Annotated in this window: 17 protein-coding genes; 9 read left to right on the top strand and 8 right to left on the bottom strand. The window is 69.3% G+C overall.

The genetic code is table 11. The features are described 5' to 3' along the window. Positions 1–184: 184 nt before the first annotated feature. Positions 185–1,510, top strand: coding sequence for a DUF349 domain-containing protein (locus tag ACYVF3_RS03085; protein WP_461152716.1), 1,326 nt, complete (start codon positions 185–187; stop codon positions 1,508–1,510). 132 nt (positions 1,511–1,642) lie between these two features. Here the strand turns inward: ACYVF3_RS03085 and ACYVF3_RS03080 are convergent, their stop codons facing one another. Next, positions 1,643–2,086, bottom strand: a complete 444-nt coding sequence (locus ACYVF3_RS03080; protein ID WP_461152715.1) for an Rv2732c family membrane protein — start codon at positions 2,084–2,086, stop codon at positions 1,643–1,645. Then, positions 2,083–3,567, bottom strand: coding sequence for a tRNA (N6-isopentenyl adenosine(37)-C2)-methylthiotransferase MiaB (gene miaB / locus ACYVF3_RS03075; RefSeq protein ID WP_461152714.1), 1,485 nt, complete (start codon positions 3,565–3,567; stop codon positions 2,083–2,085). The genes ACYVF3_RS03080 and miaB overlap by 4 nt, the downstream gene beginning before the upstream one ends. A gap of 291 nt (positions 3,568–3,858) precedes the next feature. Between miaB and ACYVF3_RS03070 the strand changes: the two genes are divergently transcribed. Genes ACYVF3_RS03070 through ACYVF3_RS03055 form a run of 4 tightly spaced genes read left to right on the top strand, consistent with a single transcriptional unit; the run spans position 3,859 to position 7,113 of the window. Next, the gene (locus tag ACYVF3_RS03070; RefSeq protein ID WP_461152784.1) at positions 3,859–4,587 is read left to right on the top strand and encodes an amino acid ABC transporter ATP-binding protein; all 729 of its coding nucleotides are present in this window, start codon (positions 3,859–3,861) and stop codon (positions 4,585–4,587) included. A gap of 34 nt (positions 4,588–4,621) precedes the next feature. After that, on the top strand, positions 4,622–5,521 hold the full coding sequence (locus ACYVF3_RS03065) for a glutamate ABC transporter substrate-binding protein (RefSeq protein ID WP_461152713.1): 900 nt from the start codon (positions 4,622–4,624) through the stop codon (positions 5,519–5,521). A 60-nt stretch (positions 5,522–5,581) separates the two neighbouring features. Then, entirely contained in the window at positions 5,582–6,241 is a 660-nt protein-coding gene (locus ACYVF3_RS03060; RefSeq protein ID WP_461152712.1) for an amino acid ABC transporter permease, read from the top strand. Further along, entirely contained in the window at positions 6,238–7,113 is an 876-nt protein-coding gene (locus tag ACYVF3_RS03055) for an amino acid ABC transporter permease (RefSeq protein WP_461152711.1), read from the top strand. Before ACYVF3_RS03060 ends, ACYVF3_RS03055 begins: the two co-directional genes overlap by 4 nt. Positions 7,114–7,161: 48 nt before the next feature. Here ACYVF3_RS03055 and ACYVF3_RS03050 read toward each other — a convergent pair whose 3' ends face one another. Continuing rightward, on the bottom strand, positions 7,162–7,755 hold the full coding sequence (locus ACYVF3_RS03050) for a substrate-binding periplasmic protein (protein ID WP_461152710.1): 594 nt from the start codon (positions 7,753–7,755) through the stop codon (positions 7,162–7,164). Between the two features lie 223 nt (positions 7,756–7,978). On the opposite strand from ACYVF3_RS03050, the gene edd reads away from it, so the two are divergent. Together edd and eda are read left to right on the top strand one after the other, a co-directional pair. Beyond that, the gene (edd, locus tag ACYVF3_RS03045; RefSeq protein WP_461152709.1) at positions 7,979–9,823 is read left to right on the top strand and encodes a phosphogluconate dehydratase; all 1,845 of its coding nucleotides are present in this window, start codon (positions 7,979–7,981) and stop codon (positions 9,821–9,823) included. A gap of 41 nt (positions 9,824–9,864) precedes the next feature. Next, positions 9,865–10,488: a bifunctional 4-hydroxy-2-oxoglutarate aldolase/2-dehydro-3-deoxy-phosphogluconate aldolase gene (gene eda / locus ACYVF3_RS03040; protein WP_461152783.1), complete on the top strand. Its 624-nt coding sequence runs from the start codon at positions 9,865–9,867 to the stop codon at positions 10,486–10,488. A 39-nt stretch (positions 10,489–10,527) separates the two neighbouring features. On the opposite strand, the gene ACYVF3_RS03035 is transcribed toward eda, so the two are convergent. The 4 genes from ACYVF3_RS03035 to recA all read right to left on the bottom strand — a co-directional run bounded on the left by ACYVF3_RS03035 (position 10,528) and on the right by recA (position 13,779). After that, positions 10,528–11,184, bottom strand: coding sequence for an HAD family hydrolase (locus tag ACYVF3_RS03035; RefSeq protein WP_461152708.1), 657 nt, complete (start codon positions 11,182–11,184; stop codon positions 10,528–10,530). A gap of 52 nt (positions 11,185–11,236) precedes the next feature. Further along, positions 11,237–11,848, bottom strand: a complete 612-nt coding sequence (locus ACYVF3_RS03030; protein WP_461152707.1) for a hypothetical protein — start codon at positions 11,846–11,848, stop codon at positions 11,237–11,239. A 258-nt stretch (positions 11,849–12,106) separates the two neighbouring features. Continuing rightward, positions 12,107–12,709 carry a regulatory protein RecX gene (locus ACYVF3_RS03025; protein ID WP_461152706.1) on the bottom strand — a complete coding sequence of 201 codons (603 nt, stop codon included), beginning with the start codon at positions 12,707–12,709 and terminating at the stop codon, positions 12,107–12,109. Positions 12,710–12,726: 17 nt separating this feature from the next. Next, entirely contained in the window at positions 12,727–13,779 is a 1,053-nt protein-coding gene (recA, locus tag ACYVF3_RS03020; RefSeq protein WP_145742262.1) for a recombinase RecA, read from the bottom strand. A 273-nt stretch (positions 13,780–14,052) separates the two neighbouring features. Between recA and ACYVF3_RS03015 the strand changes: the two genes are divergently transcribed. Continuing rightward, complete coding sequence (locus ACYVF3_RS03015; protein ID WP_461152705.1) at positions 14,053–14,784, top strand: DUF4383 domain-containing protein; 732 nt, start codon at positions 14,053–14,055, stop codon at positions 14,782–14,784. A gap of 4 nt (positions 14,785–14,788) precedes the next feature. On the opposite strand, the gene ACYVF3_RS03010 is transcribed toward ACYVF3_RS03015, so the two are convergent. Further along, complete coding sequence (locus tag ACYVF3_RS03010; protein WP_461152704.1) at positions 14,789–14,983, bottom strand: DUF3046 domain-containing protein; 195 nt, start codon at positions 14,981–14,983, stop codon at positions 14,789–14,791. Between the two features lie 37 nt (positions 14,984–15,020). On the opposite strand from ACYVF3_RS03010, the gene ACYVF3_RS03005 reads away from it, so the two are divergent. Beyond that, positions 15,021–15,143, top strand: coding sequence for a hypothetical protein (locus tag ACYVF3_RS03005; protein ID WP_461152703.1), 123 nt, complete (start codon positions 15,021–15,023; stop codon positions 15,141–15,143). Positions 15,144–15,243 lie beyond the last annotated feature (100 nt).

The following is a 15,243-nucleotide window of genomic DNA, read 5'->3' as shown; positions in this document are numbered from 1 at the left end:
TCCCAGGTTCCAACCGGGCACCGATTCGGTCATGGAGTACCGAATCGGCTGTTGACCTGTTTGAATGCGCCAACGGAGGCCGGACCGTCCGACGGTCCGGGCCGACGCTTGCTGGGCCCCGCCGATGCGGGGCGCCCGTGCTGGTCACGGGCATCGGAGCGGGCACGCAAGGAGGAACCCGGCCATGACGCACCAGGACACGACCCCCGAGTCGGTCGCCAACAAGGCGGTCGCGGACTCGACCACGAGCAACACCGGGTCACCCGCGGTCGCGCCCGCAGTACCGAAGGCCTCCGCTGATCCGTCCCGGTGGGGACGGGTGGATGCCGACGGCACGGTGTACGTGAGCACCGCCGACGGTGAGCGGGCGATCGGTTCCTGGCAAGCCGGCGATGCGGCCGAAGGCCTGGCCCTCTACGCGCGCAAGTTCGACGACATCGTCACCGAGGTCGAGCTGCTGGAGACCCGGCTGGGCACCCACGCAGGCGAGCCGAAGCACACGCTCAGCAACGCCAAGCACCTGCACGAGTCGTTGGCCGACGCCGCGGTGATCGGTGATCTCGCCGCGCTCGACGCCCGCATCCAACACCTGCTGGTGCGCGCCGAGGAAGCCGTCGAGGGCGCCAAGCACGAGAAGGAGCGCGCCCGCGCCGAGGCCATCGCCCGCAAGGAAGCGCTGGTCGCGGAGGCCGAGGAGATCGCCCACGAGGCGACGCACTGGAAATCGGCCGGTGACCGGCTGCGCCAGATCCTCGACGAGTGGAAGAAGGTCCGCGGCGTCGACCGCAAGACCGATGAACAGCTGTGGCGACGCTTTTCCAAGGCCCGCGACGCGTTCAGCCGCCGTCGCGGTTCGCACTTCGCCGAGCTGGACCGGCAGCGCGCGGCGTCCAAGTCCCGCAAGCAGGAGCTGGTCGACGAGGCCGAGGCGCTCACCGAGTCCAGCGAGTGGGGCGACGCGGCCAACCGCTACAAGCAGCTGATGGCCGAGTGGAAGGCCGCCGGTCGCGCGCCGAAGGACAGCGACGACGCGCTCTGGCAGCGCTTCCGCGCCGCGCAGGACCGGTTCTTCAGCCGTCGCTCGGAGGCGTTCTCCGAGCGCGACGCCGAGTTCGTGGCCAACGCCAAGCTCAAGGAGGAGCTGCTGGTCGAGGCCGAGCAGATCGACCCGTCAGCGGATCTGAAGACCGCGCAGTCGCAGCTGCAGCGGGTGCAGGAGCGCTGGGACGAGATCGGCAAGGTGCCGCGCGAGCGGATGCGCGAGCTGGAGGGCAGGTTGCGAGGCGTCGCCGACAAGGTGCGCGACGCCGCCGACGCCCAGTGGCGTCGCACGGACCCGGAGGCCCAGGCGCGGGTCGATCAGTTCCGCGAGCGCGTCGAGCAGTTCGAGGCCCAGGCGGAGAAGGCCCGCGCAGCGGGCGACGAGCGACGGGCGAAGAAGGCCGACGAGCAGGCGGCGCAGTGGCGCGAGTGGCTGCACGCGGCAGAGCAGGCGATCGCCAGCCGCTGATCTGCGAAGACGACGACGCCCGCGCCGGGGTTCGGTGCGGGCGTCGTGTTCGTTCGGGGCAGTTTTGGTCCGAACTGTCCGGGCGGAACGGACATGATCATGGGACGGTTCGGACCAAAACTGCCCGCGGTCTCAGTCGCGGGACCAGACGATGCGCATCCACTGGATCGCCAGCACCGCCATGCACACGACCGCGAGCACGAGGCCGAGCCCCGGACCGGTGTGGCCGCTGGTCTGGCGGGACCAGATCGCGATCATGCCTTCGAAGGTGACCACCAGGCCGGCGACACCTGCCAGGAAGGCCGCGCCCCAGCGCCGGGTGATCAGGGCCAGCGCGCCGAAACCGAGGCCGACGATCGCGGAGTTGATCGCGAACAACCGGGGCAGCAGCCCCACCTTCAGCGCGGGATCGGCTTGGCCGGTCAGCACCTGCCAACCGGCGCTGCCAGCGACCCACGGGAGCAACGCGCTCACCACGAGCACCAGCATCACCGTGGCGATGATCAGCGCCTTCCTGCCCGGATCGAACTGCCGCAGCACCTCGCCGCGCTGCTCGACGTCCTGCTCCTCGCTCAACACGCACATCCCTGCTGCGCCGCCGGCTCCGCGGCCGGGGCACCGATGGAGGGCAACCCGAGGCTGACCCCGGAGGTCTTGGGCCGCACGCCCTCCTCCCAGTGATCGCCCGCGCGGGTCCGCCGGTGACCGGCGATGTCGGCGTCGGCGACCAGGTGGTGCGGAGCGGCGCGGGTGATCGTGGTGCGCACGAGATCGCCGGGCCGGATCTCGCCGTCGAGCGCACCGGTGGGGGTGAAGTGCACCAGGCGGCCGTCGCGGGCGCGGCCGGACAGCCGGTGGGTTTCGGCGTCCTTGCGCCCCTCCCCCTCGGCGACCAGCAGCTCGACCTCACGGCCGACGATCTTCTGGTTCTCCTCCCAGGAGATCTCGTTCTGCAGCGCGACCAGCCGGTCGTAGCGCTGCTGCACGACCTCCTTGGGCAGCTGCTCGGGCATGTCCGCAGCGGGCGTGCCCGGGCGCTTGGAGTACTGGAAGGTGAAGGCGCTGGAGAAGCGAGCGCGGCGCACGACCTCCAGCGTGTCCTCGAAGTCCTGCTCGGTCTCCCCCGGGAATCCGACGATGATGTCGGTGGTGATGGCCGCTTCCGGCATCGCCGCGCGCACCTTGCCGACGATGTCGAGGAAGCGCTCGCTGCGGTAGGAACGGCGCATCGCCTTGAGGATCCGGTCCGAACCGGACTGCAGCGGCATGTGCAGCTGCGGGCAGACGTTGGGCGTCTCGGCCATCGCCTCGATGACGTCGTCGGTGAAGTCGCGCGGGTGCGGCGAGGTGAACCGCACGCGCTCAAGCCCGTCGATCTCACCGCAGGAGCGCAGCAGCTTGCCGAACGCGAAGCGGTCGCCGAACTCCACGCCGTAGGCGTTGACGTTCTGGCCGAGCAGGGTCACCTCGAGGACGCCCTCGGACACCAGCGCCTCGACCTCGGAGAGGATCTCGCCGGGACGGCGGTCCTTCTCCTTGCCGCGCAGCGCGGGCACGATGCAGAAGGTGCAGGTGTTGTTGCAGCCCACCGACACCGAGACCCAGCCGGAGTAGGCGGAGTCGCGCCGGGCCGGGAGCGTGGACGGGAAGACGTCCAGCGACTCCAGGATCTCGACCTCGGCCTCCTGGTTGTGCCGCGCGCGCTCCAGCAGCGTCGGCAGCGAACCGAGGTTGTGGGTGCCGAAGACGACGTCGACCCAGGGCGCCTTCTTGACGATCGTGTCGCGGTCCTTCTGCGCGAGGCAGCCGCCGACGGCGATCTGCATGCCCGGGTTGATGTCCTTCTGCGGGCGCATGTGACCGAGCGTTCCGTAGAGCCGGTTGTCGGCGTTCTCGCGCACGGCGCAGGTGTTGAACACGACCACATCGGCCGGCATCTCACGGCCGGTCTCGGCCCGCGCGTACCCCGCGTCCTCCAGCATGCCCGCGAGCCGCTCGGAATCGTGCACGTTCATCTGGCAGCCGAAAGTGCGGATCTCGTACGTCTTCGTGCTCACCGTTCCACGGTAGCGCCTGGTCAGATCCCCGATGCACCCGCCCGGAACGACGAGCGAGCAGGAGTCCCCCGCTCTGGCCGGTTACGGAACGCAACCGGCGTTACGGGAGTGACGACGCGACGAGCGGGCAAGTGGACGAACCCCACTCCGGTGCGTAACGGATTTGAAACAACCGATCCATCCCAAGCACTGGACGCCGGAGCAGCAGCAGGCTTAAGTTTCGGCAAACGAAATCCGCAAAACCGACTCATTCGGGAGCACTGAATGACCGCAGCCCCCACGGACGTCCCGATGATCCGGATGTCCGCGGTCGACAAGTTCTTCGGCTCACTGCACGTGCTGCGGTCGATCGACCTCGAAGTGCCCAAGGGACAGGTCGTCGTGGTCCTGGGTCCCTCCGGTTCCGGCAAGTCCACGCTGTGCCGGGCCATCAACCGGCTGGAACCGATCAACGACGGCACCATCGAGATCGACGGTGTTCCGCTCCCGGCCGAGGGACGCGCCCTGGCCGAACTGCGCGCCGACGTCGGCATGGTCTTCCAGCAGTTCAACCTCTTCGCGCACAAGACCATCCTGGAGAACGTCACGCTCGGGCCGATCAAGGTCCGCGGGCAGAACAAGGACGAGGCGCAGCGCGACGCGATGAAGCTGCTGGAGCGCGTCGGCATCGCCGACCAGGCCGAGAAGTACCCCGCGCAGCTCTCCGGCGGTCAGCAGCAGCGGGCGGCGATCGCCCGCGCGCTCGCGATGAAGCCGAAGGTCATGCTCTTCGACGAGCCGACCTCAGCGCTGGACCCGGAGATGGTCAACGAGGTGCTCGACGTGATGACCGGCCTCGCCGACGAGGGCATGACGATGGTCGTCGTCACGCACGAGATGGGTTTCGCACGCCGCGCCGCGCACCGAGTGCTGTTCATGGCCGATGGCGAGGTCGTCGAGGACGGCGAGCCCGAGAAGTTCTTCGGAGAGCCGAAGAGCGAACGGGCCAAGGACTTCCTCGGCAAGATCCTCACCCACTGAGTGTCACCACCATTGCACAGAGAGGCGTAAGCAGATGCGAGGCAAGAGAGTCCGCCTGGTCACGGTGCTGACGGCATCGCTGGCCCTGGCGTTGTCCGCCTGCGGCGGGGGCGGCGAGAACCAGCTGGCCGGTGGCGCCCCGGAGATCCCGGTCGATCAGAACGCCCAGTTCGAACCCGGCACGACGATGGCCAACCTCAAGCAGGCGGGCACGATCCGGATCGGCACCAAGATCGACCAGCCGCTGTTCGGCCTCAACGGCCTGGACGGCAAGCCGCAGGGCTTCGACGTCGAGATGGCCAAGCTGGTCGCGGCGAAGCTGGGCATCCCCGCGGACAAGATCCAGTGGGTCGAGGCGCCGAGCAAGACCCGCGAGGAGATCATCGAGCAGGACCGCGTCGACATGGTCGTCGCGACCTACACGATCAACGACTCCCGCAAGCAGCGGATCAGCTTCGCCGGGCCGTACTACACGGCCGGCCAGGACATCATGGTCAAGTCCGACAACGCCCAGATCACCGGTCCGGAGGCGCTGCGGCCCACCGGGGCGAAGGTCTGCTCGGTGACCGGCTCGACCCCGGCCGAGAAGATCAAGGAGTACGTCGACGAGCAGAACCTGGTGCTCTTCGACGTGTACTCCAAGTGCGCCGACGCGCTGCGCACCGGCCAGGTCCAGGCGGTCACCACGGACAACGTGATCCTGATGGGTCTGGTCGAGCAGAGCGGCGGCCAGTTCAAGCTGGTGGAGAAGCCCTTCACCGAGGAGCCCTACGGCATGGGCATCAAGAAGGGCGACACGAAGTTCTGCGAGTTCATCGACAAGACGCTCGCGCAGGCAAGCCAGGACGGCACCTACGCGAAGGCCTGGCAGGCGACCGCGGGCAAGGTCTCCAAGCAGACGCCGAACCTCCCGCAACCCGACCCCTGCAGCTGACCTGATCGCGGAATGAGGGTGTCGTCCGTTTCCGGTCGGCACCCTCATCTCCTGGCCGGAGTGGAACCTGTGCAAGTCATCATCGACAACCTGCCGCTGTACCTGAGCGGCCTCGTTCGCACGCTGGAGATCTGCCTGCTGGCGGGCCTGATCGCGCTGGTCCTCGGCACCATCGCGGCGGGCTTCCGGGTCTCCCCGCTGCCTCCGCTGCGCGGCGCCGGGACCACCTGGGTCAACGTGCTGCGCAACTGCCCGCTGACCGTCGTGCTGTTCTTCATGGCGTTCGGCCTGCCGGAGCTGGGCGTCAACGGCTCCTACTTCTGGTTCGGCACCATCGGCCTGGCGCTCTACACCTCGGCCTTCGTGTGCGAGGCGATCCGAAGCGGCGTCAACGCCGTTCCGGCCGGTCAGGCCGAGGCCGCTCGCGCGGTGGGCCTGACCTTCGGCCAGTCGCTGTCGCTGGTCGTGCTCCCGCAAGCGGTGCGCACGGTGGTCCCGCCGCTGGGCAACGTGATCATCGCGATGATCAAGAACTCGGCGCTGGTCGGCGCGTTCGGCGTCGGTGGGGACCTGTTCTCCGTCGGCGACACGCTGACCTCGGCGCGCGGCCTGTCCGCGCTCCCGGTGCTGATCGGCGTGGTCCTGGGCTACCTGGTGATCACCATCCCGGCCGGTCTGCTGCTGAGTTACCTGGAGCGGAAGGTGGCGATCGCGCGATGACCAACGCGGTTCTCTACGAAACCCCCGGCCCGCAGGCGAAGCGGCGTTCGCTGGTCGCCAGCGCCACCGTCGGCCTGCTGCTGCTCGCGCTCGTCGGCTGGATCGTCTACACGCTGGGCACGCAGGGGCAGCTCACCGCCGAGAAGTGGGGTCCGCTGCTGGACCCGACCAACGGCACGTTCACCGCGCTCTGGGGCCTGATGGGCACCGGCCTGCTGGGAACGCTTACCGCAGCCGTGCTGGCGATGGTGTTCTCGATGGTCATCGGCACCCTGCTGGCGATCACCCGGGTGGTGAGCGCGCCGTGGTACCGGTGGCTCGTGGTCGGCGTGGTCGAGCTGCTGCGCGGCGTTCCGGTCGTGATCATGGTGTTCTTCGCCTTCCGGGTGCTGCCCTCGCTCGGCCTGGACCTCTCGCCGATGTGGTTCCTGGTGATCGGCCTGACCGCGTACAATTCGGTGATCATCGCCGAGATCGTGCGGGCCGGGATCCTGGCGCTGCCGAAGGGGCAGAGCGAAGCCGCCTACGCCATCGGCCTGCGCCGCGGCCAGGTGCTGAGCCAGGTGCTGCTGCCGCAGGCGTTCCGGGCGATGCTGCCGGCGCTGATCAGCCAGCTCGTGGTCATCGTCAAGGACACCTCGCTGGGCTTCATCGTCGCCTACGTCGACGTGGTCCGCGAAGCGCAGGTGATCATCCAGAACCTCAACAACCCGATCCAGACCTACATCGTGGTCGGTGCGATCTTCATCCTCATCAACTACGCGCTGAGCAAGCTGGCGACCTTCACCGAACGTCGTCTCAGCCAGGGCCGCAAGGGCAAGCTCGGCACGGTCGCCCTCCAGGACGCCGGCCAAGCCACCGCCGCGGTCTGACCGGATCCGTGAAGAACGGGGTGCCTCCGCGCGGAGGCACCCCGTTCTTCACGGGTGAGCCGAAATGCCTTGGGGTGTCAGGTTCTGGTCGGCGAGGCGTTGCCAGGTCCCGTCGGCGACACCGGCTTCGAGCATCGCCCGCAGCTCGTCGACGAGTTTCGGATCGTCGGCCTTGACGACCACGTTCCGCTCGGCGTCGGTGACCGCGTACGGGATCGCGATGAGCTGCGGGTCGTTCGCGGTGCCGCCGAGCATGATGTCGACGTTGCCCGCGCCGATCGCGTTGCGCTGCATGTTCGGCGGCAGGCGGCGGAACTGGACCTGGGTGTTGGGGTCGAGACCCATGCGGTCGGCGAGGTCGCGGGCGACGTCGGCGTCGAATCCGCGGTACTCCCCCGCCGGATCCCTGGTCACGAACTCCGGCTGGTCGGCGCGCACGCCGACCAGCAGGCGCTTGCGCTGCTTGATCGCGGTCAGCGTCGGCGAGCTGCCTAGTTCCACGTCGCTTCCCGCCGAGGAGTTCGGCGGTGGGACCGGCATCTCGGCAGCGGGCGGAGGCGGTGGCGGCGTTGCGGGTTCGGCTTGCCCGCATCCGGTCAGGACGACGGCCAGTGCCGCGACGGCGAGCAGGCGAATCCTCACAACCACTCCTTCAACATCGGGGCGAGGAATCCATGATCGCGCACGCCCGGACCCCAGCGGGAACGGGTTTCGTGGGGTGGGGAAGTTTTCATGAAAACTTCCCCACCCCACGATCACCCGACTGGATCGATTGTGAAATCCAGGCCACACCCGCTAGTGTGACCCGCGCCATGTGGCGCCAGCGTTGTCGCCCGTTTGTCCAGCTGAACAATCGGAGGCGATCATGGCGCCAGTGCACGCCGTCGTCGACCAGGTCACCCGCCGCATCGCGGAGCGCAGCGCGCAGACCCGCTCCGCCTATCTGGAGCGCATCACCGCCGCGGCCGCTCAGGGCCCGGTCCGGGCCGAGCTGCCCTGCAGCAACCTCGCGCACGGCTTCGCCGCGTGCAGCGGCTCCGACCGGCTCGCGGTGCGTGGTGTCCGCAAGCCCGGCGTGGCGATCGTGTCGGCCTACAACGACATGCTCTCCGCGCACCAGCCCTACGCCGAGTTCCCCGCGTGGCTGAAGGATTCGGTGCGCGAGGCGGGTGGTGTCGCGCAGTTCGCCGGTGGTGTGCCCGCGATGTGCGACGGGATCACGCAGGGCCGCACCGGCATGGAGTTGTCGCTGTTCTCCCGCGAGGTGATCGCGATGGCCACCGGTGTGGCGCTGTCCCACGAGATGTTCGACGGGGCGCTACTTCTCGGCGTGTGCGACAAGATCGTGCCCGGTCTGCTGATCGGCGCGCTGTCGTTCGGTCACCTGCCGACCCTGCTGGTTCCGGCGGGCCCTATGCCCTCCGGCCTCCCCAACCGCGAGAAGAGCCGGATCCGGCAGCTGTTCGCCGAGGGCAAGGCGACCCGGGAAGACCTGCTGGAGGCCGAATCCGCCTCCTACCACTCCCCCGGCACCTGCACGTTCTACGGCACCGCCAACTCCAACCAGCTGGTCGTCGAGGCCATGGGCCTGCACCTGCCCGGGTCCAGCTTCGTCCCACCGGGAACCCCGCTGCGCCAGGCGCTGACCGAAGAGGCGGGCCGGCAGGTGGTGCGCCTCGGGCAGGGCGATGACCGCGCGCCGATCGGCGAGCTGCTCGACGAGAAGGCGATCGTCAACGGCGTGGTCGCGCTGCTGGCCACCGGCGGCTCGACCAACCACACGCTGCACCTGCCGGCCATCGCTGCCGCCGCGGGCATCGAGCTGACCTGGGACGACTTCTCCGAGCTGTCCGCGGTCGTGCCATCACTGGCGCAGGTCTACCCGAACGGCTCGGCCGACATCAACCACTTCGCGGCCGCCGGTGGCGTGCAGACGCTGGTCGGCGAGCTGCTGGACGCGGGACTGCTGCACGCCGACGTCCAGACCGTCGCCGGGCCCGGCCTCGACCGCTACCGGCAGCAGCCGTTCCTCGACGACGGCGAGCTGGTGTGGCGGGACGCCCCGGCGAAGAGCCTGGACGAGGACGTGCTGCGCGGGGTCGACGACCCCTTCGCGCCGGACGGCGGGCTGCGGGTGCTGGAGGGAAACCTCGGGCGCGCGGTGATCAAGGTGTCGGCGGTGGCGGCCGAGCACCGCACCGTCACCGCAGCGGCGCGGGTCTTCGACGACCAGCACGCCTTCACGGCCGCCTTCGCCGCGGGCGAGATCGACCACGACGTCGTGGTGGTGATCCGCAACCAGGGTCCGCGGGCCAACGGCATGCCCGAGCTGCACGGGCTCACCCCGGCGCTGGGCGTGCTGATGGACCGCGGCCACCAGGTCGCGCTCGTCACCGACGGCCGGATGTCCGGTGCGTCCGGCAAGATCCCGGCGGCGATCCAGCTCACCCCGGAAGCCACTGCGGGCGGACCGCTCTCGCGGATCCAGGACGGTGACCTCGTCCGCCTCGACGCCGACCGAGGAACCCTGGAAGTTCTCGTGCCCGACGACGAGCTCGCCTCGCGCGCGCCCGCCGACGGGGCCGACCCGGCTCCGTTCGGCACCGGGCGCGAGCTGTTCGCCGCGTTCCGCCAGGCAGTCGGCCGCGCCGACCAGGGCGCGAGCGTGTTCGGGCAAGCGCAGCCGCGAACCAGCCAGGTGCGAGCATGACCAGCGGCGGGACGACCGCCCCGAAGCGAGGGGAAGAGCAGATGAACACCGCAGCCGACGTCTTCGACCTGGCGCCCGTGGTCCCGGTGGTGGCCTTGGACGACGTCGAGCACGCAGTCCCGCTGGCCGAAGCGCTGCTGCGCGGCGGGATCCGGACCATCGAGGTCACCCTGCGCACGCCGGCAGGTCTCCCCTCGATCGAGCGGATCGCGGCCGAGGTTCCCGACATGGTCGCCGGGGCCGGCACGATCACCGAGGTCGGCCAGGCCAAGCAGGCCGCCGACGCCGGTGCCCGCTACCTGGTCACGCCCGGTACGACGGACCGGTTGCTGGACGACCTGGACGCCTCGGGCGTTCCGTACCTGGCGGGCGCGGGCACCGTTTCCGAGGCGATGCGGCTGGCCGAGCGCGGTGCGACCGCGATGAAGTTCTTCCCCGCCGAGCCCAGCGGTGGAGTGCCGTTCCTCAAGGGCATCGCCGGACCGCTTCCGCACCTGCGCTTCTGCCCGACGGGCGGGATCAGCCCGGCGAGCGCACCGGACTACCTGGCGCTGCCCAACGTGGGATGCGTCGGCGGTTCCTGGCTCGCGCCGAAGAACCTGCTGGCCGCGGGCGAGTGGGCGAAGATCGAGCAGCTGGCCGCCGAGGCCGCCGCGCTGCGCTGAGATCGCGGGGCGCCCGCTCGCAGGCGGGCGTCCCGGGCCTCAGGCCGCGAGGAGCGTGAGGGCCTCCGGAAGCGAGTCCGCGACCGGGCAACCGGACTTCTCCAGCTTCGGGCGGTCCATCACTCCGGTGGTGACCAGGACGCACTGCGCGCCCGCCTGTTCGGCGGCGTGGGCGTCGTCGAGGACGTCACCGATGAGCACCACCTCGGCCGGGTCGAGCTCCTGCGCCTCGAGGTGCGCTCGCAGGTGCACGTCCTTGGAACCGCCGCCCACCGAGCTGCGCAGCCCGTCCATCCGGTCGAAGAGATCGTGCAGGCCGCGAGCCGTGACCAGGTCGACGAGCTCGTCGTGGAACCACATCGACAGCAGCGACTGGGTTCCGCCCGTCGCCGCCCAGTCCTGCAGCACGTGCGGGACCCCCTCGGTCATGCCGCAGGAATCCAGCAGCTCGCGGTAGGCGACGTGGTAGAGCCGGTCGACGCGCGACCAGTCGTCCTCGGTGATCTCACGTCGGAGGAGACGTTCGTAGCAGGCGCGCAGCGGGCGGCTGAAGATCGCGCGCCACTCGTCGATGTCGATGTGCTCCCGGTCGAAGTGGGTGCACACGCTGTTCACCGCCGAGACCACCGCGTGGTTGTCATCGAGGAGCGTTCCGTTCCAGTCCCACACGATGTGCCGCGGGCTCGCCTTCGTCATGACCACGAACCCTACGACGGGCCACCGACGTTCTGGTACCCACGTCCGAGAATCAGACCGGGCCTGCGAATCGGGCGGTCTCCTCGGTGTTGAACGACGGCTGCACGCTGACCTGGAGCTCGCCCGGTTCAGCGCCGATCTCGAAGACCGTGGTGTAGCGCACTTCTCCGCCCGGGGGCAGCTGCGCGACGGGGATCGGATCGCCCGCCCCGAAGTGCTGCTTGGCCATGCGGCCGTTGTGCTCGACGGTGATCGTCGCGGTCACGGCGTTGTACGGGTCCTGGCCGCCGTTGCGGATGGCGACCTGGAACTGCACGTGCCGCTTGCCGGCCGAAGGACGCGAGAACTCGCTGAGCTCCTGGTAAGGAGCAGGCGGGAGGACCGAGATCGCGCGGCCGTCCGGCCACGTGTGCCGATCGCCGAATCCCAGCCGGAGAACCGGCGCGGGTGCCGCGTTCTCCGCCGGCGCCGGATGAGCGCCGGTGAAGACCCGGTTCAGCTCGGCGACCATCGTGCCCTGGAGCAGGACCGTGGCCACGACCGCCAGAACGCAGAGCACCGAACCGATTCCGGCCAGCGCCTTCCTGCTTCCGAACAACGCGATGATCCCCAGCACGAGGCCGATGAGCGCGGCGATCGCGGTCGGGTGGCTCAAGATGGGCACGACCGAACCGCAGAGACCGACGATCCCGAGGATCAACGCCGTCCACGCCAACTTGCCGAATCTGGGTTTCGGCTGCGGCAGGTACGGATTCCGCGTTTGCGTGCGCGTGGGCTGGCTCACAGCGTTCCCCCAGGTCCGTGGAGCGCGACCGGCGTCGGGTTGCCGGTCCATGCGACGCGCAGGAGCTTAGGGATGCAGGCCGGTTTCAGCGCGGAGTTCGCCCGGGTTCACCCCAACGGCCCAGAAACCGTTGAGAGCTCAAGAGAAATCGAAGTCCGAGCCCGCGGAGTCGTCCCCGGCGTTCTCGATCTCCTCCTTGACGACGCGGAAGGCGAGGCCCTCGGAGTAGCCCTTGCGGGCGAGCATCCCGACCAGGCGGCGCATCTTCGCAGTGCGGTCGAGGGAGTTCATGCTGCGCAGCTTGCGCTGCACCAGTTCACGAGCGCGCTCGGCCTCCGCATCGCCGTCCACGTTGGACAGAGCGGACTCGACCAGGTGCTCGTCGATGCCCTTGCGGCGCAGCTCGAAGCCCAGCGCCTTGCGACCGAGGCCCTGCGAGCGCTGGCGCTGGTTGACCCACTCCTCGGCGAACGAGGCGTCGTCGATCAGACCCGCGTCGGCGAACTTCTGCAGCACGCCGTCGGCGACGTCTTCGTCGATTTCCTTGCGCAGCAATGCCTGCCGCAGTTCGAGCCGGCTGCGGGCGCGACTCGCCAGCAACCGGTACACCACGTCACGGGCATGCGCCGCCGGGTCTTCGGGCTTGCGAGGCGGCTTGTTCTCCGCCGCCTCGCCGTCCCGGGACTCGCCGCCGGGAGCGCGACGACCTCGCCCCCGGCGCGTGGCACCTTCGTCGTTCATTTCTGCCCAGGCTCAGATCAGAACTCGACCGGCGCGGGCTCGGCGGCCTTCTCGCCCTCGGTGTCGAGGGTGGCACCGATGCCGAGCTTCTCCTTGATCCGCTTCTCGATCTCGTTGGCCACGTCCGGGTTCTCCCGCATGAACTTGCGGGCGTTCTCCTTGCCCTGGCCCAGCTGGTCGCCTTCGTAGGTGTACCAGGCACCGGACTTGCGGATGATGCCCTGCTCGACACCCATGTCGATCAGCGAGCCCTCGCGGCTGATGCCGACGCCGTAGATGATGTCGAACTCGGCCTGCTTGAACGGCGGCGCGACCTTGTTCTTCACGACCTTCACGCGGGTTCGGTTGCCGACCGCGTCGGAGCCGTCCTTGAGCGTCTCGATCCGGCGCACGTCCAGACGCACCGAGGAGTAGAACTTCAGGGCCTTACCACCGGTGGTGGTCTCCGGAGAGCCGAACATGACGCCGACCTTCTCGCGGAGCTGGTTGATGAAGATCGCGGTGGTCTTGGCGTTGTAGAGCGCGGAGGTCAGCTTCCGCAGCGCCTGGCTCATCAGGCGGGCCTGCAGACCGACGTGGCTGTCGCCCATCTCGCCCTCGATCTCGGCGCGCGGCACCAGCGCGGCCACCGAGTCGATGACGATGACGTCCAGAGCGCCGGAGCGGATCAGCATGTCCGCGATCTCCAGCGCCTGCTCACCGGTGTCCGGCTGGGAGACCAGCAGCGAGTCGGTGTCCACGCCGATCGCCTTGGCGTACTCCGGGTCCAGTGCGTGCTCGGCGTCGACGAAGGCCGCCGTTCCGCCGAGCTGCTGGGCGCCGGCCACGGCGTGCAGGGCGACCGAGGTCTTACCGCTGCTCTCCGGGCCGTAGATCTCGACGATGCGACCGCGCGGCAGACCGCCGATGCCCAGCGCGACGTCCAGCGAGATGGAGCCGGTGGGGATGACCTCGACCGGCGGCCGCGACTCCTCGCCGAGCCGCATGACCGATCCCTTGCCGAACTGCTTGTCGATCTGGCTGAGCGCCAGTTCCAGCGCCTTGCCCTTGTCCGGTGTCGCTGCTGCCATCGGGGTCCACCTCGGTGAAGTCTTCGAGTCGGGTCTTCGGGCGACTCTGTGAGACGAGTCGTTCGCGTCGTTTCAGACGCTACGGGCTGGGACCGACAATCCGGCTCGCGGGGTTTGCGGGCGATCCCCTTCCCGTTGCGCCCATACTAAGCGAACGAATGTTCGAGCGTCAGCCCGACACGCCGGTCACATCACCTGGACGTGTGACGGTGCGAACCGCTCGCCACAAGCGGACACTGGGAAGCACCTCGCGTTGTCCAGGAGGTGCACGACATGCGGATGGATCGCTACCTTCCACCGGAACACCCGCTGGCCCGCTTCCACCGGATCGCAGCGGCCGTCTTCGGAACGTGCCTGATGATCTTCGGCGCGCTCGGGATCGCCAACCGGGTCCCGCTGTTCACCACCGACGGCATCGACGTGCTGGGCCTGTCCAGCAACGGCCTGCTCGCCGTGGTCTCGATCGCGGTCGGCGCGATCCTGGTCGGCGCCGCCGCCTGGGGCGGATCGCTCTCCTCCACCACGACCGCGGCCATCGGCGGGCTGTTCGTCCTGTCCGGCCTGGCCAACCTGGCGGTGCTCAACACCGCGTGGAACGTCTTCGCCTTCGAGCTGCGGAACGTCGTGTTCAGCCTCGTCGCAGGCCTGGCGCTGCTGTTCTTCGGCCTCTACGGCCGGGTCAGCGGCGGTCTGACCGAGGACAACCCCTACGTCCGCTACCGCCACCACCAGCCGCCGGCGCACGAGGACCGCAGCGACGTGATCGCCGACGAGCAGCGGATCGCCGAGATCGAGCCGATGTGCGAGGACGAGATGGCGGTCGCCGAAGGGCACCCGACCGCGGCGCAGCAGCGGCGGGTCACCGCCGAGCGGTTGCGCAACGTGCAGCAGGAGCGCCGCAGGGCCTACGAGCACTACCGCGAATCAGGGCGCACCGAGCAGCAGCAGGTCAGCGCCCAGAACCTCTGGGCCGATTTCCCGCAGGACCAGCGCAGCCGCGGCTGATCGCTCACCGGCGTTCCGGCGGAACCTCGAAGGCTTCGCAGACCGCCGTCCAGACCTCCTTGGTCGTGCACCCGGCTTCGAGCGCCTGGTCGACGGTCCTACCGCCCAGCGACGAGAACACGTGGTCCTGGGAGAGCATCTCGGACCGCACGCGGCCGAACTCCTCGGCCATGCGTCGGCGGAAAGCGGTGTGGCGCATCGTCGACCACCTTACGTGGGACCCGTACGCTGGTGGTGTGCTGCTCCTGCAGGCCGATCCGACCGGCATGTCCACGCCGCTCGGCCAAGTGGTGATCGCCGCGACCCTCTTGGCCGTCATCGTGCTGGCCATCCGCTTCTTCTGGCAGAACCGCCGCTGAGGAACCACTTCGCGCAGCCGTGCGGGTGGCGGGCCAGGCGACCCGCGCTCCGGGCGCGACCGATCGACGAGCACCGTCACCAGCGCCGTTCGTCGGTGGC

This window comes from Saccharopolyspora tripterygii (assembly GCF_054778355.1).
Note: the sequence above shows the minus strand (reverse complement) of the source record. Positions and strands in the feature narration are given on the sequence as shown.